Annotated in this window: 26 protein-coding genes and 1 pseudogene; 15 read left to right on the forward strand and 12 right to left on the reverse strand. The window is 57.0% G+C overall.

Annotated features, from left to right (window positions below; all coding sequences use genetic code 11):
• The 3 genes from E0F99_RS20425 to E0F99_RS20435 all read right to left on the reverse strand — a co-directional run.
• The coding region (locus tag E0F99_RS20425) for an ATP-binding cassette domain-containing protein (RefSeq protein WP_130908895.1) at nt 1–355 on the reverse strand (355 nt) is incomplete at its 3' end.
• Nucleotides 352–1,020 (reverse strand): amino acid ABC transporter permease, encoded by a 669-nt coding sequence (locus E0F99_RS20430; protein ID WP_083358110.1) that lies wholly within the window; start codon nt 1,018–1,020, stop codon nt 352–354. The genes E0F99_RS20430 and E0F99_RS20425, both read right to left, overlap by 4 nt.
• Nucleotides 1,017–1,799, reverse strand: coding sequence for an ABC transporter substrate-binding protein (locus E0F99_RS20435; RefSeq protein WP_083358111.1), 783 nt, complete (start codon nt 1,797–1,799; stop codon nt 1,017–1,019). Before E0F99_RS20435 ends, E0F99_RS20430 begins: the two co-directional genes overlap by 4 nt.
• Nucleotides 1,800–2,014: 215 nt before the next feature.
• Between E0F99_RS20435 and E0F99_RS20440 the strand changes: the two genes are divergently transcribed.
• Nucleotides 2,015–2,794: an IclR family transcriptional regulator gene (locus E0F99_RS20440; RefSeq protein WP_083358112.1), complete on the forward strand. Its 780-nt coding sequence runs from the start codon at nt 2,015–2,017 to the stop codon at nt 2,792–2,794.
• A gap of 230 nt (nt 2,795–3,024) precedes the next feature.
• Here E0F99_RS20440 and E0F99_RS20445 read toward each other — a convergent pair whose 3' ends face one another.
• Both E0F99_RS20445 and E0F99_RS20450 read right to left on the reverse strand, forming a co-directional pair.
• The gene (locus E0F99_RS20445) at nt 3,025–3,579 is read right to left on the reverse strand and encodes a protein-tyrosine phosphatase family protein (protein ID WP_083358113.1); all 555 of its coding nucleotides are present in this window, start codon (nt 3,577–3,579) and stop codon (nt 3,025–3,027) included.
• A gap of 261 nt (nt 3,580–3,840) precedes the next feature.
• Nucleotides 3,841–4,176, reverse strand: a pseudogene (locus E0F99_RS20450) (IS3 family transposase); the annotation flags it as partial.
• A 171-nt stretch (nt 4,177–4,347) separates the two neighbouring features.
• On the opposite strand from E0F99_RS20450, the gene E0F99_RS20455 reads away from it, so the two are divergent.
• From E0F99_RS20455 to E0F99_RS20465, 3 genes are all read left to right on the forward strand, one after another.
• Nucleotides 4,348–5,376 (forward strand): hypothetical protein, encoded by a 1,029-nt coding sequence (locus E0F99_RS20455; protein WP_083358114.1) that lies wholly within the window; start codon nt 4,348–4,350, stop codon nt 5,374–5,376.
• 104 nt (nt 5,377–5,480) lie between these two features.
• Nucleotides 5,481–6,542, forward strand: a complete 1,062-nt coding sequence (locus E0F99_RS20460; protein ID WP_083358115.1) for a hypothetical protein — start codon at nt 5,481–5,483, stop codon at nt 6,540–6,542.
• A 26-nt stretch (nt 6,543–6,568) separates the two neighbouring features.
• Nucleotides 6,569–7,627, forward strand: coding sequence for an alpha-xenorhabdolysin family binary toxin subunit B (locus E0F99_RS20465; protein ID WP_083358116.1), 1,059 nt, complete (start codon nt 6,569–6,571; stop codon nt 7,625–7,627).
• Between the two features lie 602 nt (nt 7,628–8,229).
• On the opposite strand, the gene E0F99_RS20470 is transcribed toward E0F99_RS20465, so the two are convergent.
• The 4 genes from E0F99_RS20470 to E0F99_RS20485 all read right to left on the reverse strand — a co-directional run bounded on the left by E0F99_RS20470 (nt 8,230) and on the right by E0F99_RS20485 (nt 12,306).
• A complete protein-coding gene (locus E0F99_RS20470) occupies nt 8,230–9,474 on the reverse strand; it encodes a saccharopine dehydrogenase family protein (protein WP_083358117.1) in 1,245 nt (414 codons plus the stop codon).
• A 28-nt stretch (nt 9,475–9,502) separates the two neighbouring features.
• Nucleotides 9,503–10,600, reverse strand: a complete 1,098-nt coding sequence (locus E0F99_RS20475) for a carboxynorspermidine decarboxylase (protein ID WP_083358118.1) — start codon at nt 10,598–10,600, stop codon at nt 9,503–9,505.
• Nucleotides 10,601–10,672: 72 nt separating this feature from the next.
• The gene (locus E0F99_RS20480) at nt 10,673–11,200 is read right to left on the reverse strand and encodes a hypothetical protein (protein WP_232000052.1); all 528 of its coding nucleotides are present in this window, start codon (nt 11,198–11,200) and stop codon (nt 10,673–10,675) included.
• On the reverse strand, nt 11,197–12,306 hold the full coding sequence (locus E0F99_RS20485) for a saccharopine dehydrogenase family protein (RefSeq protein WP_083358119.1): 1,110 nt from the start codon (nt 12,304–12,306) through the stop codon (nt 11,197–11,199). The genes E0F99_RS20480 and E0F99_RS20485 overlap by 4 nt, the downstream gene beginning before the upstream one ends.
• 172 nt (nt 12,307–12,478) lie before the next feature.
• Between E0F99_RS20485 and E0F99_RS20490 the strand changes: the two genes are divergently transcribed.
• The 7 genes from E0F99_RS20490 (at nt 12,479) to E0F99_RS20520 (ending at nt 18,699) form a co-directional block, all read left to right on the forward strand.
• On the forward strand, nt 12,479–13,498 hold the full coding sequence (locus tag E0F99_RS20490; protein ID WP_083358120.1) for a LacI family DNA-binding transcriptional regulator: 1,020 nt from the start codon (nt 12,479–12,481) through the stop codon (nt 13,496–13,498).
• Nucleotides 13,482–14,486 (forward strand): ABC transporter substrate-binding protein, encoded by a 1,005-nt coding sequence (locus E0F99_RS20495; protein ID WP_083358121.1) that lies wholly within the window; start codon nt 13,482–13,484, stop codon nt 14,484–14,486. Before E0F99_RS20490 ends, E0F99_RS20495 begins: the two co-directional genes overlap by 17 nt.
• Complete coding sequence (locus E0F99_RS20500; RefSeq protein WP_083358122.1) at nt 14,487–15,305, forward strand: ABC transporter permease; 819 nt, start codon at nt 14,487–14,489, stop codon at nt 15,303–15,305.
• Nucleotides 15,302–16,096: an ABC transporter permease gene (locus E0F99_RS20505; RefSeq protein ID WP_083358123.1), complete on the forward strand. Its 795-nt coding sequence runs from the start codon at nt 15,302–15,304 to the stop codon at nt 16,094–16,096. Before E0F99_RS20500 ends, E0F99_RS20505 begins: the two co-directional genes overlap by 4 nt.
• Nucleotides 16,093–17,124, forward strand: a complete 1,032-nt coding sequence (locus E0F99_RS20510) for an ABC transporter ATP-binding protein (protein ID WP_083358124.1) — start codon at nt 16,093–16,095, stop codon at nt 17,122–17,124. Before E0F99_RS20505 ends, E0F99_RS20510 begins: the two co-directional genes overlap by 4 nt.
• A gap of 9 nt (nt 17,125–17,133) precedes the next feature.
• Nucleotides 17,134–17,967, forward strand: a complete 834-nt coding sequence (locus tag E0F99_RS20515; RefSeq protein ID WP_083358125.1) for a phosphodiesterase — start codon at nt 17,134–17,136, stop codon at nt 17,965–17,967.
• A gap of 198 nt (nt 17,968–18,165) precedes the next feature.
• Nucleotides 18,166–18,699: an OprD family outer membrane porin gene (locus E0F99_RS20520; RefSeq protein ID WP_456239022.1), complete on the forward strand. Its 534-nt coding sequence runs from the start codon at nt 18,166–18,168 to the stop codon at nt 18,697–18,699.
• Nucleotides 18,700–18,743: 44 nt separating this feature from the next.
• On the opposite strand, the gene E0F99_RS20525 is transcribed toward E0F99_RS20520, so the two are convergent.
• From E0F99_RS20525 to E0F99_RS20535, 3 genes are read right to left on the reverse strand one after another with little or no spacing between them, the layout of a single operon-like run.
• Entirely contained in the window at nt 18,744–19,193 is a 450-nt protein-coding gene (locus tag E0F99_RS20525) for a hypothetical protein (RefSeq protein ID WP_083358126.1), read from the reverse strand.
• Between the two features lie 12 nt (nt 19,194–19,205).
• Entirely contained in the window at nt 19,206–19,673 is a 468-nt protein-coding gene (locus tag E0F99_RS20530; protein WP_083358127.1) for a GNAT family N-acetyltransferase, read from the reverse strand.
• Nucleotides 19,670–19,924: a GFA family protein gene (locus tag E0F99_RS20535; protein WP_083358128.1), complete on the reverse strand. Its 255-nt coding sequence runs from the start codon at nt 19,922–19,924 to the stop codon at nt 19,670–19,672. Before E0F99_RS20535 ends, E0F99_RS20530 begins: the two co-directional genes overlap by 4 nt.
• 138 nt (nt 19,925–20,062) lie before the next feature.
• Here E0F99_RS20535 and E0F99_RS30065 point away from each other — a divergent pair, with 138 nt between their 5' ends.
• The 4 genes from E0F99_RS30065 to metE all read left to right on the forward strand — a co-directional run bounded on the left by E0F99_RS30065 (nt 20,063) and on the right by metE (nt 23,484).
• Nucleotides 20,063–20,239 carry a hypothetical protein gene (locus tag E0F99_RS30065; protein ID WP_156795341.1) on the forward strand — a complete coding sequence of 59 codons (177 nt, stop codon included), beginning with the start codon at nt 20,063–20,065 and terminating at the stop codon, nt 20,237–20,239.
• A gap of 18 nt (nt 20,240–20,257) precedes the next feature.
• Nucleotides 20,258–20,407: a hypothetical protein gene (locus E0F99_RS20540; RefSeq protein ID WP_175582010.1), complete on the forward strand. Its 150-nt coding sequence runs from the start codon at nt 20,258–20,260 to the stop codon at nt 20,405–20,407.
• An 85-nt stretch (nt 20,408–20,492) separates the two neighbouring features.
• Nucleotides 20,493–21,098: a LysE family translocator gene (locus E0F99_RS20545; protein WP_083358129.1), complete on the forward strand. Its 606-nt coding sequence runs from the start codon at nt 20,493–20,495 to the stop codon at nt 21,096–21,098.
• A 97-nt stretch (nt 21,099–21,195) separates the two neighbouring features.
• Entirely contained in the window at nt 21,196–23,484 is a 2,289-nt protein-coding gene (gene metE / locus E0F99_RS20550; protein ID WP_083358130.1) for a 5-methyltetrahydropteroyltriglutamate--homocysteine S-methyltransferase, read from the forward strand.
• The last annotated feature ends 171 nt before the right edge of the window (nt 23,485–23,655 follow it).

Consider the following 23,655-nt stretch of genomic DNA (forward strand, 5'->3'; position numbering starts at 1 on the left):
CCAGCGCTTCGTCGCGGGCTTGTTTGAGCGGCTCGCGTTTGACGTACACCGGGCCTTCCATCACGTTTTCCAGCACCGTGCGGTGCGGGAACAAGTTGAAGCGCTGGAACACCATGCCCATGCGGCTGCGCAGGGCATGCACGCTCTTGCTGCCGCGCTGCACGGTTTCGCCAAACACCGTGATAACGCCGCCGTCGTAGGCTTCCAGCGCGTTGATGCAGCGCAGCAGGGTAGATTTGCCCGAGCCCGACGGGCCGATCAGGCACACCACTTCGCCCTTGGCCACGTCGAGGTCGACGCCGTGCAGCACGCGATGGCTGCCGTAATGTTTTTGCAGTTGGCGTATCGCGATCATGCTTTTTTCCTCCGGCCCAGGTGCTGTTCCATGCGGCGCAGGCCATACACCAGCGGCAGGCTCATCAGCAGGTAGAGCAGGGCAACCAGGGTGTAGACGGTCATGTTCTGGAAGGTCGACGAGGCGATCAGTTGGCCCTGGCGGGTCATCTCGGCCACGGTGATGGTCGACACCAGGGATGAGTCCTTGAGCATCATCACCAAGGTGTTGCCGTAAGGCGGCAAGGCGATGCGAAACGCTTGCGGCAGGATCACCCGGCGCATCATCAGCACCGAGCGCATGCCCAGCGCTTCGGCGGCCTCACGCTGGCCCTGTTCGACGGCAATGATGCCGGTGCGAAAGTTTTCGGCCTGGTAGGCCGAGTAGGCGATGCCCATGCCGATTACGCCCGCGTAGAACGCGGTGAGGTGCACGCCCATGTCCGGCAGCACGAAGTAGATGTAGAACAGCTGCACGATGATCGGCAGGCCGCGAATCACGTTGATGACGGTACTCGCCGCCCACGACAACGCACGGATCGGCGACAATTTGAGCAATGCCAACACTAAGCCAATCGCGCTGCTGAGCAGGAAGGACAGCACGGTGATCTGGATCGTTACCCAGGCGCCTTGCAGCAAAATCGGCAAAAAATCCTGGGCGTTTTGCAGGAATTCAGCCGGGTTCATGGGCGCACCTGGGTATCAAGCCCCCACTTCTTGAGGATGGCATCGAGGGTGCCGTCGGCCTTGATGCTGGCGATGGCGGTGTTCAGGCGGTTGAGTGTTTCGGCATCGCCTTTGCGCACCACCAGGCACACTTCGCCGACGTTGGTGGGTGTGTAGTCGGGCGCCAGTTTCACACCTTTGAACAGCTTCTGACGGATCTGGTAGGCAACTACCGGCTGGTCGCCGACCGCCGCCTTGATGCGGCCCAGGGACAGGTCGCGGACCATCTCGCCGATGGAATCGTAAGTGCGGATTTCCTTGAAGATGCCGAGCTTGTTGAGTTGGTCGTAGAACACCGTGCCGGCTTGCACACCGACCACCTGGTCCTTGAGTGGCGTGAGGTCGGGGTAGGCGGTGTTGTCGTCGGCGCTGATGATCAGGCCTTCACCGTAGGCGTATACCGGGGCGCTGAAGTCGACGACTTTGGTGCGCTCTGCGGTCTTGAGCATGGCGGCGGCAATGAAGTCGAGTTTGCCGGAGGTGAGGGAGGGGATCAGCGCGGCAAAGTTGGTCTGCTCGATCTGGCTGGTAAACCCGCCAGCTTTGCCGACGGCCTCGGCCACATCGACCATCACGCCCTGAATGCTGTTGCTCTTGATATCCAGGAAGGTAAACGGCGAGCCACTGGCCGTTGCACCGACTTTGTACGAGGACGCACTCTCTGCGTGCACGGCGCTGACACAGAGCGTGGCGCAAAGACCGAAGGCAAGGCGGCGAAACAAGGGCGAAAGACTGTTCATCGGGTTACTCCAGAAGGAAAACGGATCATCAGTACCGCAAGCGGCTGCTGATGAAACCGCAAGCTCTGTGCCATTTCGATTGATATAAATCGTATGTTGTTCGGTGGAACAGAAAAAATGAACCATTCGTATCGATAGGCGATATTTAATGGTCTATTTTTGTGATTTGAGGTAAGAATATCGCCACGCCTGATCGACCTGACCGCGAGTCCGCCATGTCTGAAGAACGCAACAGCTTGCACAATCAATCCCTGGAAAAAGGCCTGTCGGTGCTCAAGGCATTCAGCGCACAGCACCGCAGCATGAGCCTTGCAGAGGTGGCCGAGGCCGCCGGCATGACCAAAAGTTCGGCTCAGCGCATGGTGTTTACCCTCGAGAGCCTGGGTTACCTTCGGAAACACTCGCGCACGCGGCATTACCAACTCACACCGCGCGTGCTGGAGCTGGGATTCAGTTATCTGGATGCGCATTCGTTGATTGAGGTGGCCAACCCGTTTTTGTCCGAGTTGACGCGCTTGACCGGCGAAACCTCGTGCCTGACCGAGCCTGCGGGCTACGACATGACGTACATCGCGCGGTTTGTCAGCGCGGGCTTTGTGCCGGTGCACATGCCGATTGGCTCGCGGGTGCCGATGTATTGCACGGCCTCGGGGCGCGCGTATTTGAGCGCCTTGCCGACGGATGAGGCGTTGGTGTTGATCGAGAACAGCCAGCGCATTGCCCACACCAGCCAGACGCTGACGGAAGTCGACCAGATTCTTGTGTCGCTGCAACAGGTGCGGGAACAGGGTTATGCGGTGAACGGCCAGGAACTGTTCCTGGGCGACATGACCATCGGCGCGCCGGTGCTCGGCGCCAATGGCCGGCCGGTGGCGGCAGTGCACGTGGTGGCGCCGACCAGTCGGTGGAGCAGGGCGGATGCCGAGAAGCAGCTGGCACCGGCGTTGTTGCAGTGTTCAAGGGCGCTGAGCAACTCGGCCAGAAATCTGGAATAACTCGACCTCTCAAATCCACTGCAACTCTAATGTGGGAGCTGGCTTGCCTGCGATGTTGCACAGAGGGGGCAGATAATCCAATCGGTGATTAAGCGTTCGACGTAGCTGATGTTAGCGGGGTTTACGGACTCGGCAACCTGTGAGAGTTGACAGTGTATTGGAGGGACTGGCGATGGATCTTCACGCAAACGGGCGAAGCTGCAATAGTTCCGCCCTTTTATGCGTGAACGCTAAGGGTTTTGCAGTTTGTACAGTGCACGCAGACTTTTCTCCTGATCATCAGTCTCGGCGGTGGAGGCGGCGATAATCGCGTCTAATTTGGAGGCGGCAGTTGCTTTGGGTAATTTATAGATCTCATAAGCCGTCATCATCGTTCCTGTTCTACCTTGTCCGAAACCGCAATAAACCAACACGTTACCCTTAGCTAATGCGCTGTCAATTGCCTTGCAACCCTGTAGCAGTTCCGCAGCCGTCGGAGTGTTGAAGTCTTTTACTTCAAGGTGGTGATAGGTAATGCTTTCATTACTTAACGCTGCGGCGCTGTTGCTTTCCAATAATTTTTGATTCAGGCTGATGATGCCTTTAATGCCATAGTTCTTTAAGAGTGCAATGGCATTAGCATCAAATCTTTGAGCCGTATCTTCAGAGTCGTTATAGTAAGGTTGTGAAGCTCTGAATATTTTGGTTGCGTCCTTATCAAAGGTTATCCAGTTTTGATAAACGACAGTTTTGTTGTGTGAAAGTTTTTCTACGTAGCCTGTTAGAGTACTTACTTTCTTTTTCATTTTAATACCCTCAAAAGATGTGGTGGTTTGCTAGGTAGCTACAAGTTTGACGATTGATTTACGGCTGATGAGTCCCAATAACAGCTGCTGATTTTTGGTCAGCGCTCAAGTATGGGCATGTCGATCATAAGAAGTGAGCCTTGTGCAGGCTACTGTCAGAGTTGACAGTTGACAGAGTGGATTCAGCCTGTCGTCGCAACACCTTGACCGAGGTGTTTATGGGACGACCCGCAGGATGGATACAAAATTGAGCGGCTCTTAGGCGCCCAACTGGTCAATCAGCGCGAAGGCTCGCAATCTTCTGATATCAAGAGCGCGGTATCCTTTTCTAGTATGGTTTTCTCTCACTCAAGCCTAGCGATCCGGGCTTCCAGGTTCTGAATTTTTTACTGTTCAGGCGTCAGTGCCTTGCTCTGCGGGGTTCTTACTAAATCTGGTCACCCTGCGACGGAATGGCGACTCACCAATGCCGAGTGACCGGCTGGCTTCGATGTAGCTGTCGTGTTGCTTGAGAGCGAGGTCGGCGGCCTCGCGTTTGAATTCAGATTTCAATAGACCCCTTCCTCTCGCACATGCAGCACAAAGCCCCGCATCCATCGCGATGCGACCAGCCCTGCGGTAGTGGGCTCACTGAAAATGGGTTTAGCTCAAACCGTTTATCGGTTTTAGGGCTTTACCTGTTAGATCTGACAGTAGACGGTAGGCTGGGTAGGTTCTATATCTATAACTGACAACGTATTTAGCCCCTTGGAATTTTGGGAGAAAGTTATGTCTGGTTCCGTTCTAAATTTGTTCTTTACAGATGATCAAGTGGTTAACATTAAGTATTTTTCAACGCGGTGCGTTCCACAAATACGAGACGCGGCTACTGCTATAGAAAATCTACGTCAAGAGGAAATTGATAAAAGCTACGTCAAAGGGTTGCAAATTTCCGATATCGTACAACTAAGGGATAAGTCTATTGAGGCAGCAAGAAGTTTAGGCGCACTAGAGGGGTGGAAGGATAAACTTAATCCTGCGCTACCTGATATTTCGAAACGTGTGGTTGGGTTTTGCAAGGAAACGATTCAAATTATAGAAAAGCTGCCAAGTATCAATGCGCTCGCACTTAAGGATTTTACAGAGGAAACGGTAAAATCTATGCCCGGCTGCTCATTGAGCACGGAGGAGTTGGATAAGGTTCGTGTCGTAGGTGAGCGTATTGAAGAGCTGAAGGGCAATATAGCAGGCAGTCACAAAACAGTGTCGGAGTTTCAAGCAGCGATTACAACGTTTAAACAATTGATTAACGTAGAGGTTTTACCACGACTGTCGAGAATATATGACCTGTTTGTTGCCGCAGGCGTCGGTGCTGAAGTTCGAGCGCTTAGTCAGCTCATTCAAAGAAAAAGTGATGAGTTTCATTTTGAATTGAGCAAGCTTAAAATTTTAGATAATGATGCTGATATAGCGGTGGTTAATGCTCGTATTGATGCAAAAATCAAAGAAATTGAAGTTGAGATCGCTAAGAAAGAACTGTTAGTGATAGCCGCAAAAAATGGCAGTAACGGCTTGCTTTATGAGTTAGAGGACTTAGGCAGTGCTTGTTTTTATATGTTCAATATAGTGAAAAGAGATGGGGCTAAAATAAACTATTTCGAGGCGTTATGGATCAATACCTTAGAGCTTATTAGTTCTTCGAAAACCAAGGTCGATGGAATAAAAGATACGAATGGTATGTTGCTCTTCAAGCTACGGCTGAGTGGAATAATGAAAGACTGGGACGCCGTTGTGAAGGATATAAATTTTGAACCTTGAGTTGAGTATGCCCATAGCATTTTAGGATCAATAATCCGGCTATTTGACGCGTGCCCAATTAAAAATACCTTGTTGAAAAAAACCTGAAAATAAGGAGCTTTCTCATGACAGACGTTAAGTTTGACCATTCTGTTGCTAAGGCAAAAATTACACCAGACGACGTTGAAAAAGTTAGAAAGTATGTGTCGCAAGGCCTTGCGCTCCCGCAGGATGCGGCAGGGGTCGAAGCGAGGTTCACTTCTGCAGCGTCCGGAACGGCCGAAATATCTACCACCAGTATTTTGGAACTGTTTAAACAAATTCACGATCACTCGAAGAGCTGGAGTGCTATCGAGACGAATATGCAGAAAGCTATTTCAGCATTAAGTAGCTTTAAGATGGATTTTGATAATTATGCACAGCCTGCAGTTGATGAAATAAAAAAAATGCCTGGCTACAAAGATTTTAGTCAACAGCTAAAAGACATGGATGCGTCATTGGCTTTAAGTTTCAAGCCGCTTGTGGAAAACGCTGACCAAAACAGCTGTGCGTCGGTGGCTGAGATTTTTGGGGGGATCATCGAATCAATTGAAGAGAAAAGGAAGACTGTGTCAGAACTCGGTGCACAGCTTAAATTATTTGAAAGCACCTTGAAGGAACCGATTTCTTCTTCTGTCGGTCGGAAGCTAAAAGCAACAGACGCAGTCAATACACTTAAAGAAATTACAGAAATTAACAATCGGTTTGCAGCGCTGGTGCCTCTTGTTAAGTCCGCGAGAGAAAAACTCGACACCCAGTATTCAGACTTTTTTTGGTGGATCTTTAATCCTCAAAAAATTAGAAGCGAGGAAAAAGAAGGGTTTACGAAGTTGAAGGAGTTGTATGACGAAAATAATACTCTGGTGGCGCGCAAAGAAAAACTCAATGCATTGTCAGGGCTGTTTGAACAACTGAGTAGCTTTTTGGATAGCCTTTATTTGGTGGTCTCAAATGCAATTGCGGGCGTTAATCAATTTGAGAATGTATGGAATACAACACTTGCCCATGCGACCAGTTCAAAAACCACCCTTGAACATCCTGAAAATTGGCAGTTGGTGGGGCAGCTGGTCATAAAGGTTGAAAGTGTTATAGAAGATTGGAATAAAATAAAAGTCTTAATGGACGATGTTAAGAAGGCAATGAGTTAAGTGAGTTAATTAATTTTGGAGTTAAGATGATGGTTGCATATATCTATGAAACGCCTAATCTCCCGGTGATTCGGAAAGCTCGTATTATTGCGAGTAATCAAGCGCTAGTGACATCAAGTGATGTGTATATCACAGCGCTGGGAGAAGAGCTGAAGCGACTGAATACTGCGATTGGCGAGTGCGACAAAGAAATTAACGGTGTGTTAAGCGATATTCCAGCCCTGATCAAGTTCGCAGATGTAAGTAAATATCTGAAGCTTATTGGTGGTGATCAAGGTGAGGTATATAAGGCTGAGCTGGCTAACTCGCTAAAACGCTGTTTTGATGAGGTGAGTGCCGTTAAAAAACGCTGTGTTGATAGGGTGTTTGAGGTTGAGACTGTCACGCTTAGCGATACCTCACGAATTATTGAGCAGCTGACGAAGGAAAGGGACGTGCTGGCTAAAAATTTACCTGAAAATAAAAAAGAACTTATACAACTCAGGGCTGATAAAATTAAGTTGGATGACGCGCTCTTGGAATATGAGACAACTTCATTTATTGATCGGCTTTTGCCTGTTCTGAAGTCGCTGGAGGAAAGTGTCACTACCGAGGAGCAGCATTCAAGTGATCAGGCAGAAGATAAAAAAGTTGTAACGCGCCGTGTGCCCGAAACTGTTAAGGCTACCATCAAACTAGCGCTGGCTATTGCTTCGAGGGTGCTGGGAATTCTCAATGAAGTGATCAAGTATGATGACCTTCGTAAAACACGACAAAACTTGGTCGCTGACATCGAGAAAAAACAGCAAGTCTTAAGTGAGGCTGAAAAAAAGATAGATGCAATAACGGATAAAATTGAAAGTATCAATATTCTGAAGGCAGTAGAAGAACCTAGGCGGAATTACGTGTCGGAGGCTGGGAAGGTCAGTCAATCGATTATCCATTTCTTAAGTGCGGCTTTTCCTATCCTGGTAGGGCAAACAATTTCAGAATTTCTATCGGATTCTAAACGATTAGAAGATGCCGGCAATGCGCTTGTTAACGAAGGAGCTCCACTGGTAGATTACTGTAATGGTGTTCAGGGCTATTGGCTTCGTAGCATATAATTAGGGTTGAATTAATCACAGGCTTATTGTTATTGATGCTTGTTAAGTCAAGTGGCTGATGCCCGCAGCGCAGGGCGTTGCATTGCAGGTGCGCAATGCGCACTCATCGTTTGTTATGGGCTACTATAAGTCCATGGCTGTATCGGCGGTGTAAGCGTTATATTCTTGCTCTGACTTTTCGGGGCATTTTTCTGTATGTTGGAAACACCTTCTTGCCAGTCTATGTCCGATAAACTTCGGAGCGTCCAGAACACTCAAGGCTCTTTTTGTTAATATGATTATCAGTGCCTTCCGGCGTAACTTACTGATGGGCGGTTGAGTAGGGCGGCGCGCAAATTCGTGTGTGGCTAAGCATGTTTTGCGCACAGGCTCCCCCGGCTATTACCTATTCACCAAATCTTGAGCTTACCCCTATACCTGGTCAATCTGGTTACTCGAGGTTTTTACCAGCAGCCTAAGTAGCTGTTAATGAAAGTTACGCCGGACATAATAAAAAATGCCCATCTCTAACGAGACAGGCATTTTTTATCAAAGCCGAGTGGCAGATTGCTACGTTTTCACTCTATCTTTTGAAGGTGCATTTTGGTCAGTAATCACCCTATTCAGGCAATCGCATCCCAAGCCCGATCACCGTGCTCGTCTTTAATCCGAGTCGGCAGGCCCATCACGTCCAGCGCTTTGAGGAACGGCTCAGCCGGCAGCTCTTCAACGTTGGCCATGTGCTTCACATCCCACTCGCCACGCGCAACCAGCAGCGCAGCGGCGACCGGTGGCACGCCTGCGGTGTAGGAGATGCCTTGGCTGTCGGTCTCGGCAAAGGCTTCTTCATGGCAGGCCACGTTGTAGATGAACATCTCACGTGGCTGGCCATCTTTGGTGCCTTTGACCAGGTCACCGATGCAGGTCTTGCCGGTGTAGCCAGGGGCGAGCGAAGACGGGTCGGGCAATACGGCCTTGACCACTTTCAACGGCACCACTTCCAGGCCTTCGGCGGTTGTGACCGGTTTTTCGGAGAGCAGGCCGAGGTTTTTCAGTACGGTGAACACGTTGATGTAGTGTTCGCCGAAGCTCATCCAGAAACGCACGTTGGGCACGTCGAGGTTTGTCGACAGCGAGTGCACTTCATCGTGGCCGGTCAGGTACAGGTTTTGCGAACCGACGACCGGCAGGTCGTCGGTACGTTTGACTTCGAACATGGTGTTGCTGGTCCACTGGCTGTTCTGCCAGCTCCACACCTGCCCGGTGAATTCGCGGAAGTTGATTTCCGGGTCGAAGTTGGTGGCAAAGTATTTGCCATGGCTGCCGGCATTGACGTCGAGAATGTCGATCGAATCAATGCGGTCGAAATGCTGTTGCTGCGCCAGCGCGGCATACGCGTTGACGACACCCGGGTCGAAGCCCACGCCAAGAATGGCGGTGATGTGCTTCTGTTTGCACTCTTGCAGGTGGTTCCACTCGTAGTTGCCGTACCACGGCGGGGTCTCGCAGACCTTGCCCGGCTCTTCGTGGATGGCGGTGTCGAGGTACGCAACGCCCGTGTCGATGCAGGCACGCAGTACCGACATGTTGAGGAAGGCGGAACCTACGTTGATGACGATCTGCGAGTCGGTCTCGCGGATCAGGGCCTTGGTCGCTTCCACGTCCAGGGCGTTCAGCGCGAAGGCTTGGATGTCGGCGGGAACCTTGAGGCTACCCTTGGCCTTGACGCTGTCGATGATGGCCTGGCATTTGGAGATGTTGCGCGACGCGATAGCAATACGACCAAGTTCGTCGTTGTGCTGCGCGCACTTGTGGGCCACCACCTTGGCGACACCTCCTGCACCAATGATAAGAACGTTCTTTTTCAATTGCTTTATTTCTCCTATATCCGCCAGCTTACGAAAGGCTGGACAGGTAGTCGTCGTAACCAAATTCACGAACCAGCTCGACTGTACCGTCGAGTTGTTTCACTACGATGGACGGCATTTTCAGGCCGTTGAACCAGTTTTTCTTGACCATGGTGTAGCCTGCGGTGTCGATGAACGACAGTCGATCGCCGATGGCCAGCGGACGATCAAATTGATACTCGCCGAAGATGTCCCCGGCCAGGCAGGATTTGCCGCACACCATGACGGTGTGTTCACCTTCGCTCGGTGCCAGCTTGGCATTGAGGCGGTAGATCAGCAGGTCCAGCAGGTGAGCTTCAATGGAGCTGTCGACCACGGCGAGATTCTTGCCGTTGTAGAGGGTGTCGAGCACGGTCACTTCCAGGGAGGCGCTGTTGGTGATCGCCGCTTCGCCCGGTTCCAGGTAGACCTGCACGTCGTACTTCTGCGAGAACGCCTTGAGGCGCTGGCAGAACGCGTCGATGGCATAGCCTTCACCGGTAAAGTGGATGCCGCCGCCGAGGCTGACCCAGTTGACCTTGTGCAGCAGCGCGCCGAAGCGTTCTTCGATGGTGCCCAGCATCTGGTCGAACAGGTTGAAGTCACCGTTCTCGCAGTTGTTGTGGAACATGAAGCCGGAGATTTGCTCGATGACGCCTTCGATCTTCACCGGGTCCCACTCGCCCAAACGGCTGAACGGGCGCGCCGGGTCGGCCAGCAAGTAGTCGGAGCTGCTCACCTGTGGGTTCACACGCAGGCCACGGGTCTTGCCCTCGGAGCGCTCGGCAAAACGCTGCAGCTGGCTGATCGAGTTGAAAATGATCTTGTCGCAGTTATCCAGCATTTCTTCGATTTCATCGTCGGCCCAGGCCACGCTGTAGGCGTGCGCCTCGCCTTCGAACTTCTGGCGGCCGAGCTTTAATTCATACAGCGACGACGAGGTGGTGCCGTCCATGTATTCCTGCATCAGGTCGAACACCGACCAGGTGGCGAAGCACTTGAGCGCCAGCAGAGCCTTGGCGCCGGACTGTTCGCGCACGTAAGCAATCTTCTGCATGTTGACCAGAAGCTTCTGTTTATCGATGAGGTAGTACGGCGTTTTGATCATTTTTGAGAGCCTGCGGCGGTGCCTGCCAAAAAAGGACACGCATTGTGCCCGCACTTGGATCAGATCGAAAGGTTAGCGGGCGGATTTTGCCGCGATTCGATTCACGGTCGCCGGTGACTCTGGCGAAATTTCGTGACTGTTTAGCGTATGGCGGTGCAAATACTCCGCCATGGCGGCGAAGCGTTGACGGGTTTCGTGCTCGAACAGGCGGTTGGCCAACGGGTTCAGCAGCCAGCCGAGCCAGCGCGGGCGCAGGCCGACGTTAAAGGTATAGATCAGCTGCGAGGTGGCGCCCTCCAGGTCGCGATGGCGCATGGACGCCGACCATTGGTGGAACCAGCCGGCAGGTTCCACCAATACCGCGGCAGCCACCTTGCCCGGCACGTAGTTGACGAAGCGCGTGCGCAGGGCGAAATAGCGCTTCCAGCCACGCCCCTGGTTGAAGGTGATCGCGCCTTTATAGGGATGGCTGCCACCGCCTTCGACACCGGCGCGCGACAGCAGCGTGTCCCATTGCATACGCACGCTGTGGTTGTGGAACGCCTCGAAGGCGTCGGCGGCGCTGGCCGGCATGACCAAGGTGATGCGGCGTTGGCTCATGGCGTGTCCTCGATGATGGCGGTGGTGAAGCCCCAGCGCTCGAACTCGGCGGTGAACTCATCCAACTGCAAAAAGCCCAGGCACGCAAACGCGCCGGTTTGCGGCAGCTGTTTTTTTGCCAGCTTGAGCGCGATCAGCAGGGCCGCCATGCACGGGATCTCCGGGCCGTCACCGCCTGGTGCGCTCAGGTGCCAGGTCAGCGCGCCGGGTTGGCCGTTGCTGCGCAGGCCCTGAACGCGCACTTGCATGGCGCCGGTCGGGCTGCCGAAGCGGTCGAGAAAACGGCTGGAGAAGGCATCAAGCTGTGCGGCGTAACGGCTGATCGGCAAGGGCACGCCGAGGCGGCGCAGCGCGGCGGCGAACCACAGCGCTACGTGTTGGACGGGCAGTTCCAGCGCCGCATGAAAGGCCACGTCGCGTACGCCTGGATAGCGCTCTGGGAACAGCGCCAAGTCCGGCACATCACACGCCGCGCCCCAGCGCTTACCGATGCTTTCGAAGTGAAAGCGACGCAGGTTTTGCCAACCAAATTGTCGCGTCCAGGCGCCGCCATTCCAGCGTTCGAACCCAAGGCCGGCATAGCCAAACACCGCCTGGATGGTCGCAACCCCACGCACGGCTTGTTGGCCGGGGGCGATGACGGTCTGGATACTGTCGATGCGCGTAAAGGATTGGGCCAGCTGATCGACCACCGCCGAGGACAACCCCGGCACGCTGCTGGCACCGGAGATGGCCAGCACGCCAGCGGCTTTCGCCTCGGCATCGACATTGGCGGCGAACTCGGCGACAAACGCGCGGCCATCGGCCAGGTCCAGGTAATGCGCCCCGGCCGCGCAGGCTGCCTTGGCGACGCGGTAATCCTGGCCTTGAAAGGGCCCCGCGCAGTGAATCACCAGATCAGGTTTGGCGCCCGCCAGGCGCTGTTCGAAGTCGGCGGCGCGAATGTCCAGGGGCAGGGTCGCGACCTGTTGGCCGTCGCTGAGGGTGTGCAGGCCGGAGTGTGAGCGGCGGCTGGCCGCAATCACTTCAATGTCAGGTTCTGAGGACAGGCGTCGACAGATACGCAGCCCGAAGTTGCCCAGGCCTCCAATGACGATGACACGCATGATTCATCCTTGAGCAATAGGGCAGGGTGCGCAGTATAAAGGCAGATGATTTGCGGGGCGCTAGCGCCGCGCTCGATTCGGCCGACATCAAACCGTCATCTGTCCACCACTTTGCTGCCATATTCCGCCGTTACTGTCCTCGCCAATGAGATCGATCTCAAAGCGAGTGACAATGACTGACCTCAAAGACGTTGCGCAGCTGGCCGGCGTATCCCGCGCCACCGCCGCCCGCACCTTTGCTTCCCCCGACCAAGTGCGCCCGGCCACCCGTGAGCAAGTGTTCGCCGCCGCCCGCGAGCTGGGCTTTCGGCCCAATCTGCTTGGCCGCCAACTGCGTCTGCAAACCACTAACCTGATCGGTGTGGTGGTGCCCAACCTGCTCAACCCGGTGTTTGCCGAACAGTTCCAGGCCATGGAACGTGCCGCCCGGCTGCGCGGCTACAGCCTGCTGCTGGCGACCACCGACTACAGCACTGAGCGCGAGAGCATCGTGGTGGAAGAGCTGCTGCGCCAACGCGTCGATGGCTTGGTGCTGACGGTCACCGACGCCGAAAGCAACAGCGTGCTCAACAGCCTCACCAGCGAACAGACGCCTTTCGTGCTGGCCTACCACCAACCGAGCAACCCCAACTACAGCGCCGTGTCGGTGGATAACCGCGCGGGCATGGCGTTGGCCACGCGTTATTTGCTCGATGCAGGGCACCGGCGCATCAGCATGGTCGCCGGCCCCGCGTTGCAGTCCGACCGCGCGCGACTGCGCTACGCCGGCTATTGCGACGCGATGCGCGCGTACGGTCTTAAACGCCGCGCAGTGATTGAAATGCCGGCCCACACCCAGGCCGAGTTCGCGGCGGTCGAGCCGTTCCTTCAAGGCCCGCAGGCGCCGACCGCACTGGTGTGCTCCAACGACTTTCTGGCGATCAGCCTGATCGCCGAGCTGCGCCGCAACGCCTGGAATGTGCCCGAGCAACTCTCGGTGATGGGCTTTGACGGCATCGCCCTCGGCACCCAGATGCACCCAACGCTGTGCAGCGTGGTGCAGCCCATCGGCCTGCTGGCCAGCACCGTGATTGACCAATTGCTGGCGCAGATCGCCGGTAACGCCCCGATTTCCCATTGCCTGCCGTGCCATATCCGGCCCGGCGACAGCACTCAACCCCTTGAGGAGACACCTGATGCGCGCGTTCAGTAAAACCCTGGCAGCCGTGCTGCTGTGCGGCATGGCCCACCTGGCCCAGGCGGGCGAAACGGCAATTTGCTACAACTGCCCACCTGACTGGGCCGATTGGGGCAGCCAACTCAAGGCCATCGCCGCCAGCACTGGCGTGCAAGTGCCATTGGACAACAAGAACTCCGGGCAGTCCTTGGCGCAGTTGGTGGCGGAGAAGGCTGCGCCCGTTGCTGACGTGGTGTATTACGGCGTGACCTTCGGCTTGCAGGCGCAAAAAGCCGACGTAGTCGGCACCTACAAACCCAAAGGCTGGGAGCAGATTCCTGCTGGCCTGAAAGACCCGGCCGGCCATTGGTTCGCGATCCATTCCGGCACCTTGGGCATCATGGTCAACGTCGATGCGCTGGGCGGTTTGCCGGTGCCGCAAAGCTGGGCCGACCTGCTCAAGCCTGAATACAAAGGCATGGTCGGTTACCTCGACCCGTCCAGCGCGTTCGTCGGCTACGTCTGCGCCGTGGCGATCAACCGCGCCCTGGGCGGCGACCTGGATAACTTCGCCCCGGCCATCGACTACTTCCAGAAACTTGCGAAAAACGCGCCCATCGTGCCCAAGCAAACCGCCTATGCGCGGGTGCTGTCCGGTGAATTGCCGATCCTGGTGGACTACGACTTCAACGCCTACCGCGCCCGCTACAAGGACAACGCCAACGTCGCCTTCGTGATCCCCAAAGAAGGCAGCATCAGCGTGCCGTACGTGATGAGCCTGGTGGCCAACGCGCCGCACCGCGCCAACGCTGAAAAGGTCCTCGATTTTGTGCTCTCCGATGAAGGCCAGGCACTCTGGGCCAAGGCCTACCTGCGCCCGGTGCGCCCAATGAAAATGCCGGCCGAGGTCGCCGCGCAATTTCTGCCCGACAGTGATTACGCGCGCGCCGGTGTGGTGGATTACGAAAAAATGGGCGCTGTGCAAGAAGCCTTCGCCGCCCGTTACCTGAACGAGGTCAAGTAAGTGGCAACATCGGCAAAACAGGCGGCCTGGGCGTTGGCCCCGGCCTTTGCGGTGCTGTTCGCGTTCTGGCTGTTGCCGCTGGCGCATTTGGTGCTGCTGGGCGCCGAGAGCCGCGACAGCCAGGGCAGCGGTTACTGGCAGGTACTGAGCAGCACACAGTATTTGGGCAGCCTGGCGCAAACCTGCGTGCTGGCCGTGGTCGTGACGCTCACGGCGTTACTGATCGGCGGCATCAGCGGCGTATTCCTCGCCCGCCAACAGTTCTTCGGGCGTTCGGCCTTGGTGGCATTGCTCACTTTTCCGTTGGCGTTTCCCGGCGTGGTGGTGGGTTTCCTGGTGATCCTGCTGGCCGGGCGCCAAGGCCTGTTTGCCGCCCTGGGCCTGCAGCTGGCCGGTGAGCGCTGGATTTTTGCGTACTCATTGGCGGGGCTGTTTGTCGGCTACCTGTATTTCTCGATTCCGCGGGTGATTCTCACGGTGATGGCGGCGTGCGAAAGCCTCGATCGCAGCCTGGAAGAAGCTGCACATTCGTTGGGGGCAGGGCATTGGCGCGTGGTGTGCGACGTGATCGTGCCAGGCCTGGCGCCCGCGTTGGCCTCCTGCGGGGCGATCTGCTTTGCCACCTCCATGGGCGCCTTCGGTACCGCCTTTACCTTGGGCACGCGGCTGAACGTCACCCCGGTGGCGATCTACAACGTGTTCACCAACTACGCCAACTTTGCCGTCGCCGCCGCGCTGTCGGTGGTGCTCGGAGTGCTGACTTGGGCGGTGTTGCTGCTGATGCGACGCCTGGTGAAAAACGCGGGGACGGTCCTGTGAAGCGCTCATCGCTGTTTGTGATTCAACTGCTGTTTACCTTGCTGGTGTGTGCCTTCATGTTGGTGCCCGTGGTGATGTCATTGTTGGCCGGGTTGACGCGCAACTTCTTTGTCGGCCTGTCCAGTGGGTTGACCTTCGACTGGTTGATCCAGGTGTGGCAGGCCTACTCGCCGACGGTGTGGCTGTCGTTGCAATTAGCCCTGGCCTGCGCGGTGTGCGTCTGCGTGATCGGCGTACCTGCGGCTTATGCCCTGGTGCGCATGAACAACCGCTTCAGCCGCGCCTTCGAAGAACTGATGGTGCTGCCGGTGGCGATGCCGGGGTTGGCCAGTGCGTTGGCGTTGCTGCTGACCTACGGCCAGTTCGGCAGCTTCCGCAGCAGCTGGTTGTTCATCCTCGTCGGCCACGTGCTGTTCACCTTGCCATTTCTGGTGCGCCCGGTGATGGCGGTGATGCAGCGTCAGCAACTGCCGCTCTTGGAGGAGGCGTCGGCCAGCCTCGGCGCGGGGCCGATCAAGCGTTTTTTCAGCGTGGTGGTGCCCAACTGCCGGGCGGGGATTTTGGCGGGCGTGCTGATGGTGGTCACCCTGAGCCTGGGTGAATTCAACCTGACCTGGATGCTGCACACACCGATGACCAAGACGCTGCCGGTCGGGTTGGCCGACAGCTACGCCTCGGCGCGCCTGGAAATCGCCAGCGCTTACACCCTTATCTTTTTGCTGATGATCGTGCCGCTGCTGATTGCGTTGCAGGCCATCAGTGCTCGTTTGTCCCGTGGAGAGCGTCGATGACCGCTATCACTATCCGCCTGCAAGGCTGTCGCAAGGCATTCGCCGACGGCACCGTGGCCGTGCATGACTTGAACCTGACCGTCGAAGGCGGCGAAACCCTGGCGATTCTCGGCCCGTCCGGCTGTGGCAAAACCACCACCTTGCGCTTGATTGCGGGGCTGGAGCGCCCGGATGTCGGCCAGGTGTTTTTCGGCGATCAAGACGTCACGCGCCTGCCCATCGAGCGGCGCGATGTGGGCATGGTGTTCCAGAACTACGCGCTGTTTCCCAACCTGGATGTGGCTGGCAACATCGTCTATGGCTTGAAGATTCGCGGCGTGCCAGCGCCTGAGCGCAACAAACGCTGCGAAGAACTGTTGGAGCTGGTGGGCTTGCAGCACCACGGCCGGCGCAGCATCCATGAACTCTCGGGCGGCCAGCGTCAGCGTGTGGCCCTGGCCCGTGCCCTCGCACCGCGCCCCAAAGTGCTGTTGCTGGATGAGCCGCTGGCGGCCCTGGATGCGCAATTGCGCGAGCGCCTGCGCAGTGAGTTGGATCAATTGCTGCGTGGGCTCGACATCACCTCGGTGTTCGTCACCCACGATCAGGGTGAAGCGATGGCCCTGGGGGATCGCATCCTGGTGATGGAGCAGGGGCGTGTCGCGCAATTGGCTAGCCCACGGGAGATCTACCAGCAACCGGCGAATGCATTTGTTGCAGGCTTCGTCGGCAACCTCAATGCGTTCACGGTGCTGGATCGCACCGCCCACGGCTTGAGAGTCTGCGGCGGCGAGCTGCCGTGGCACGCCGTCGATTTGCCAGGCACGGTGTACTGCCGCCCTGAACACCTGCGCGTGATGGAAGACGAAGGGCACCTGCGCGGCCACCTGGTGGCGCAATTCTTCCAGGGCGCACAAAGCCGTTTGTTGGTGGATGTCGGCGGCCCGCAACCGCTGCTGGTAGACAGCAGCGACAACCAACTGCACCGCGTCGGCGCGCCGATTACCCTGGCAATTGCGCCGCACCTGTTGTTTACCCTGAATGCGTGAGAGCCTATTTTGAACCGTCCGTTTCTTGTCGCACAGATCAGCGACCTGCACCTTAAAGCTGGCAACCGCCTGACCTATGGCGTGGTGGATACGTTGGGCGCACTGCGCCGTGCCGTCGACCACCTGAACGCCAGCGACCCACGGCCCGATATCGTGGTGATCAGCGGCGACCTGGTGGATTTTGGCCGCGCCGATGAGTACGCCGTGCTGCACCCGGAATTGGCGCGCCTGCACATGCCGTGCTACCTGGTGCCCGGCAACCACGACGCGCGCGGGCCATTGCTGGCGGCCTTCGCGGACCACGGTTATTTGCCTGCCTCGGCCGACGGCCCATTGGATTGGATGGTGGATGAGCACCCACTGCGCCTGATCGGCCTCGACTCAACCATTCCCGGTGGTCACGGCGGCCAACTGCTCGACAGCCAGTTGCAGTGGCTCGACGACCAATTGGCGCTGCGTCCCAAGGCGCCGACCTTGTTGATCCTGCACCACCCGCCGTTTATCAGCGGCATCGGCCATATGGACCGCGAACCCTTTATCAATGCCGCCGCCCTGGAGCGCGTCATCGCCCGTCACCCGCAAGTGGAACGCCTGCTGTGTGGGCATCTGCATCGGCCGATGCAACGGCGCTTTGGCGGCAGCTTGAGTTGCGTGTGCCCCGGCACTTCGCACCAGATCGTGCTCGACCTGCAAGACGCCGCGCCCGCGCATTTCAACTTGGAGCCAGCAGGTTATCTGCTGCACCGCTGGGATGAGCAGCAGGGTTTGATCAGCCACAACGGCGTGTTCGGGGACTACCCGGGGCCGTATCCGTTTTATGACGCTCATGGATTGATTGACTGAGGTTTTACCCAGGTTCACTTCACTCAACTAAGTACTTAAACGTTGGTTAACGCTGCGGCCAAACTAACTTGGTCGCGTGCATCCTGCTGCCCTTTTTTGCGCCCGGCGCTTGGATTCAGCGCCGGAGTTCGTCCTGAGGAAAGCTACTTTGAATCTACCCAACGTATTGACCGGCTGCCTGGGGATTACCCTGAGCCCTTGGCCTCGGCTGATTTCTTGAGTGACAGCAACGCCAACTTGAACATGCGCAACTTCTACTTCAACAACGACAACCGCGACGGCTCCGCCGCCCCGTCGAAGACTGAAGAGTGGGGCCAGGCGTTTATCCTCAACTACCCGTCGGGCAGCAACTTCGCCCAACTCAATCAGGGCGGCCTGGTCAACAAAGGCGAGGGCGGCTCCAGCCTGTACCTCTACACCGACCGCACCGTGCAAACCCTCATCCAGGCCGGCGAACGCAGCGTCTTCGCGCAATACGCCTACGACTTCGTCGCACTGGGCCTGCCGAGCCTTATGGCGTCGGTCATGTACTTGAAAGGCGACCATATCCTCACCACCGCCGGCAACACAGCCAGCGAATGGGAGCGGGATATTTCCCTGGATTACGTGGTGCAGAGCGGCACGTTCAAGAGCGTCGGGTTTGGCTGGCGTAACGGCGTGTCGCGCAGTGAAGTGGCGCGGGACCAGGATCAGAATCGGGTGTTTGTGAGTGATTCGATTGCGTTGATGTAAGTCGTCAAGTCGCTTGAGCCCCAATTCACCCTTGGGGCTTACGCTTAATCGCTGCTGCTACCCAGCAGAATCCAACGGCGCCCTTGCGCATGAATATCCAACGCGAATTCCCACCACACCGGGTAGCCTGGGTGGCCCTTTGCAAGGTGGAAGGTGTAGATAGCATCGGCTTTATTGACGTGGGCACCTTCCAACAGTTGCTCAACCAGTGCGGTTACTTCACTGCGTTTAGCGGGCAGGTCGATAGGCCCGGCAGCCGGATCACCTGGGTAAAGCAACGACTCAAGAATGTGCGCCCGCGCTTCATCAACACTGATCAGTACACTGCGGGGGACTTCACATGACGAACTCACCGCTGATTTGAGCACCTCGATCAGCGGTCGATTCGCATCCAGTGGGCCATACAGGTCTATTGAGACGCTGTAGTTATTGCCGTACAGAAGGTGTTCGAGCCTGGGCATGTACTCAGGTCTGCTGTTGTTTATCACCTGCATGCGGTCTCCGGGTCATTGCCGATTGAGGGGTGTCAGCGACTTTGCGTGGGTTGCGGTGTCATCGCCCACAGGGTGGAAACCACAGCGCAGATAAAACTTCATGGCGCTTGGACTCTCCGTGGAAAGACGCACTGCTTGAAACTGTTTAGCGGCGTATTCCAGTAAATAGCGGACTAACGCCCCACCAATACGACGCTTGCGCATCGTTGGATCAACGTATACCCGGGGTAGTCGAGCGGTTTCTGGACCTGCGTACGGGTCGCGGGAAAGACCGCCAACTGCAAGCCATTGCCCGTGACGAAAGACGCCCACAAGGCACTCACCCGGTTGGTCAAACCGATTTGTGCAGTTTTCCCACTCGGTGATAAGCCGCGTCAGGAACCTGAACCCTTCGGCAACGGCCTGCGCTTCCAGCTCGCGCAGCTGCTCGGGAAGCGCTTCGAGCTTGCGTATCGAAAAGTCTTCGCTGGCCTGTGTCATACAGATCCCTCGCAAAACCAGGCCGCCTTGGATTCAAGGCAGCTGTGTGCCTGCTTGTGCGCAACAAAACGCGTATCCAGCGAAGCGTTGATATTCACCGCAGATATGGGGGCGCTGGCATAAGTGGCGAACGCCGCGCCGTGGCTTTTCTGGCACTTTTTGCAGTGGCAATGGGTGACGGCGTTTAATTGAGTCGAAACCTGACAGTTGACAGCACCGCAGAGGCAACTGCCTTGAGTCACTGCATCCATGTTGGTGGGTCTCCCAATAAGTACCGCCTCAGTTTATTTCAACGCACAGAGGCTAGGGTGAATAAGTTGCTGTGGTAAACAGGGCTCCCTGTGGCAAGCCCGCTCGCCACAGGAGGTGCTCATTTTCTCCGCGCTTAGGTGTTGGTCTTCAACTTGCACTACGCCAACGCCAATAGCGCGCCGGATGAGTTCCTCGCACCGGCGGTCAAGCAGGACCTGGCGATCTATCCGCCGAAAAGCTTGATGGCCAAGTTGTTTATCGTCGAAGACCTGCCCCTGGCCATTGTGTGGCTAGCCACCCGGCGGTGGACCTAGCTGTTGCTGATGTTGGCGATGACTGACCTGAACCTGGCCGCCGATTCCATCGAGCGCGGCGTGCGGGTGGTGCCGTTGGAGACGGGTGGGGTGTATGCGCTGTGCTCGCAACCGATGGCGGCGTCCCACGCAGGGTGTGCCGTGCTCATGGCGTGGTTCGCACAATAGGTACAACGCTGAACTACAAACGTACAAGATTCAGCGTAAACCGCCTCAGTAGACTCGCCGAACTTCTTCTACGGCAGGTTTTTTCATGGATATTTTCCTCTACGCCTTCAGTGTCATGTACAGCCCAGGCCCTGTGAACTTGATGGGCCTGAACGCCGGGCTCACCGGTAAATTGCGCCGCTCCAGCGGGTTCTACATTGGCGTGGGCTGCGCGATGCTGCTGATGTTCGTGCTGTTCGGCTACACCGGCGAGGCGATCGTTTCCCAGGCGGCGCTGCCGTATATCTCACTGGTCGGCGGTGTGTACACGCTGTACCTCGCCTACCAAGTGTTCACCGCCCGCACGGTGGTTGAAGAGTCTTCAAGCACGCCGACCAAGGCTCTCACGTTCTGGAATGGCCTGGTGATTCAGTTGCTCAACCCCAAAGGCATCGTGGCGGTGTTGCCGATTACCAGCGTGATGTTGCCGGCGGCGCATGTTACCGGGGCGTCCATCGCCGGGGTTTCGGCCTTGCTGGGGCTGGGCGCGGTCGGTGCGCCGTGGGTCTACGCCTTGCTGGGCGCGGTGCTGGGACGGCGGATTAACGGGGCGTCGGCGTTTACCGTATTCAATCGTTGCATGGGCTTGGCGCTGGCAGCGTGTGCGTATTTCATGTTTCACGCGTTCTATCTACACGTGATGGCAACATGAGTGGTTCTCGTGATCGTCTAGAGTAAAATGAGTTTGTCTCACTATGGGTGTGTGTCGACAATGGCTGCCATCAATATCGACATTGGAGTTGTAAGTCATGGCCGTCGCTCATTCCCTTGGATTTCCGCGCATTGGACGCGATCGTGAACTGAAAAAAGCGCAGGAAGCGTTTTGGAAGGGCGAGCTCGACGAGGCCGGCCTGCGTGCCGTGGGCCGTGACTTGCGCAAGGCGCATTGGGAACTGCAAAAACAGGCCGGTATCGAGCTGTTGCCGGCCGGTGATTTCGCCTGGTATGACCAAGTCCTGACTCACTCGCTGATGTTCGGTGTGATCCCTGAACGCTTCCGCCCAGCCGATGGCAACGCCACGCTGCAGACCCTGTTCGGCATGGCCCGTGGTGTCAGCGACAGCTGCTGCGGCGGTGCCCACGCCCAGGAAATGACCAAGTGGTTTGATACCAACTATCACTACCTGGTGCCTGAGTTCAGCGCCGACCAGCCATTCCAACTGGGTTGGGAGCAGTTGTTCGAAGAGGTTAAAGAAGCCCGTGACTTGGGCCACAACGTCAAGCCCGTGGTCATCGGCCCGCTGACTTACCTATGGCTGGGCAAGGCCAAGGGCGGTGACTTCGACAAGCTAGACCTGCTTGACCGCCTGCTGCCGTTGTATGGCCAGATCTTCCAGCGCCTGGCGGATTTGGGCGTTGAGTGGGTGCAAATCGATGAGCCGATCCTGGTGCTCGACCTGCCGCAAGACTGGAAAAACGCCTTTGAGCGCGCCTACAACCAGATCCAACGCGACCCGCTGAAAAAGCTGGTGGCCACCTACTTTGGTGGTTTGGAAGAGAACCTCGGGCTGGCCGCCAACCTGCCGGTCGATGGTTTGCACATCGACTTGGTGCGTGCTCCGGATCAGTACCCGACGATTCTCGACCGCCTGCCGGCGTACAAAGTGTTGTCCCTGGGCGTGGTCAATGGGCGTAACGTCTGGCGCTGCGACCTGGAAAAAGCCCTGGCGACCTTGCAGCATGCTCATGAGAAATTGGGCGATCGCCTTTGGGTCGCGCCGTCTTGCTCGCTGCTGCACAGCCCGGTTGATTTGGGCCGTGAAGACACGCTGGATGCCGAGCTGAAAAGCTGGCTGGCCTTCGCCGTGCAGAAGTGCGCGGAAGTGGCGGTGCTGGCTCAAGCCGTCAATGAACCTGAAGCCCCCAATGTGCTCGCCGCCCTGGCTGAAAGCCGCGCCGTGCAAGCGGCCCGCGCGGCTTCGCCACGTATTCACAAGCCTGCCGTGCAAGCCCGTGTGGCGGCGATCACCGCCAAGCACAGCCAGCGTCAGTCGCTGTTTGCCCAGCGTATCGAGAAGCAACGTGCCGGCCTGAAGCTGCCGCTGTTCCCGACCACCACCATCGGTTCGTTCCCGCAAACCGCGTCTATTCGCCTGGCGCGCCAGTCGTATAAAGCCGGCAAGTTGAGCGAAGCCGAATACGTCGAAGCCATGCACAGCGAGATCAAGCACGCCGTAGAAGTGCAGGAACACCTCGGCCTGGACGTGCTGGTGCACGGCGAAGCCGAACGTAATGACATGGTTGAGTACTTCGCCGAGCAACTCGACGGCTACGTGTTCACCCGCTTCGGTTGGGTGCAGAGCTACGGTTCGCGCTGCGTGAAACCGGCGGTGATCTTTGGTGACCTCAGTCGCCCGAAAGCCATGACCGTGGAATGGATACGCTACGCCCAAGGCCTGACCAACAAGGTGATGAAAGGCATGCTGACCGGCCCGGTGACCATGCTGATGTGGTCCTTCCCACGCGAAGACGTGAGCCGCGAACTGCAGGCGCGGCAACTGGCGCTGGCGATTCGCGACGAAGTAGTCGACCTGGAAGCCGCCGGCATCAAGATCGTGCAGATCGACGAAGCCGCGTTCCGTGAAGGCCTGCCGTTACGCCGGGCGCAGTGGCAGCACTACCTGGACTGGGCCACCGAAGTCTTCCGCCTGTGCGCCTGTGGCGTGCGCGATGACACCCAGATCCACACGCACATGTGCTACAGCGAGTTCAACGATGTGATCGAGTCCATCGCGGCGATGGACGCTGACGTGATCACCATCGAAACTTCGCGCTCCGATATGGAACTGCTGGAGGCGTTCGAAGCCTTCGCTTACCCGAACGACATTGGTCCGGGCGTCTATGACATCCACTCGCCACGGGTGCCGGATGCGTCGGAAATGGCCAACCTGCTGCGCAAGGCGGCCAAGCGTATCCCCGCCGAGCGGCTGTGGGTCAACCCGGACTGCGGCTTGAAAACCCGTGGCTGGTCGGAAACGGAAGCGGCGTTGATTCATATGGTCACTGCTGCGCGCCAACTGCGGGCTGAACTGGCGTAACGCGGGGTAAATAAACATGTGGGAAGGGGCTTGCTCCCGATAGCGGTGGGTCAGCTGGCAAATGCGCTGGCTGAAACTCCGCCATCGGCGTCAAGCACGCCCACAGTGGCTCTTCAGTTTTGCGCACTTCATGAATTTGCCCGCGTCGCTCCATGAGTCCGTGAATGCGAT

Source organism: Pseudomonas antarctica (assembly GCF_900624995.1).
Taxonomy (GTDB): domain Bacteria; phylum Pseudomonadota; class Gammaproteobacteria; order Pseudomonadales; family Pseudomonadaceae; genus Aquipseudomonas; species Aquipseudomonas antarctica.

Coding starts and splice junctions, on each gene's coding strand:
- E0F99_RS20430 (WP_083358110.1), bottom strand. CDS start 1,020: ATGAACCCGGCTGAATTCCTGCAAAACGCCCAGGATTTTTTGCCGATT.
- E0F99_RS20435 (WP_083358111.1), bottom strand. CDS start 1,799: ATGAACAGTCTTTCGCCCTTGTTTCGCCGCCTTGCCTTCGGTCTTTGC.
- E0F99_RS20440 (WP_083358112.1), top strand. CDS start 2,015: ATGTCTGAAGAACGCAACAGCTTGCACAATCAATCCCTGGAAAAAGGC.
- E0F99_RS20445 (WP_083358113.1), bottom strand. CDS start 3,579: ATGAAAAAGAAAGTAAGTACTCTAACAGGCTACGTAGAAAAACTTTCA.
- E0F99_RS20455 (WP_083358114.1), top strand. CDS start 4,348: ATGTCTGGTTCCGTTCTAAATTTGTTCTTTACAGATGATCAAGTGGTT.
- E0F99_RS20460 (WP_083358115.1), top strand. CDS start 5,481: ATGACAGACGTTAAGTTTGACCATTCTGTTGCTAAGGCAAAAATTACA.
- E0F99_RS20465 (WP_083358116.1), top strand. CDS start 6,569: ATGATGGTTGCATATATCTATGAAACGCCTAATCTCCCGGTGATTCGG.
- E0F99_RS20475 (WP_083358118.1), bottom strand. CDS start 10,600: ATGATCAAAACGCCGTACTACCTCATCGATAAACAGAAGCTTCTGGTC.
- E0F99_RS20480 (WP_232000052.1), bottom strand. CDS start 11,200: ATGAGCCAACGCCGCATCACCTTGGTCATGCCGGCCAGCGCCGCCGAC.
- E0F99_RS20485 (WP_083358119.1), bottom strand. CDS start 12,306: ATGCGTGTCATCGTCATTGGAGGCCTGGGCAACTTCGGGCTGCGTATC.
- E0F99_RS20490 (WP_083358120.1), top strand. CDS start 12,479: ATGACTGACCTCAAAGACGTTGCGCAGCTGGCCGGCGTATCCCGCGCC.
- E0F99_RS20495 (WP_083358121.1), top strand. CDS start 13,482: ATGCGCGCGTTCAGTAAAACCCTGGCAGCCGTGCTGCTGTGCGGCATG.
- E0F99_RS20510 (WP_083358124.1), top strand. CDS start 16,093: ATGACCGCTATCACTATCCGCCTGCAAGGCTGTCGCAAGGCATTCGCC.
- E0F99_RS20525 (WP_083358126.1), bottom strand. CDS start 19,193: ATGCAGGTGATAAACAACAGCAGACCTGAGTACATGCCCAGGCTCGAA.
- E0F99_RS20530 (WP_083358127.1), bottom strand. CDS start 19,673: ATGACACAGGCCAGCGAAGACTTTTCGATACGCAAGCTCGAAGCGCTT.
- E0F99_RS20535 (WP_083358128.1), bottom strand. CDS start 19,924: ATGGATGCAGTGACTCAAGGCAGTTGCCTCTGCGGTGCTGTCAACTGT.
- E0F99_RS20540 (WP_175582010.1), top strand. CDS start 20,258: ATGACTGACCTGAACCTGGCCGCCGATTCCATCGAGCGCGGCGTGCGG.
- E0F99_RS20545 (WP_083358129.1), top strand. CDS start 20,493: ATGGATATTTTCCTCTACGCCTTCAGTGTCATGTACAGCCCAGGCCCT.
- metE (WP_083358130.1), top strand. CDS start 21,196: ATGGCCGTCGCTCATTCCCTTGGATTTCCGCGCATTGGACGCGATCGT.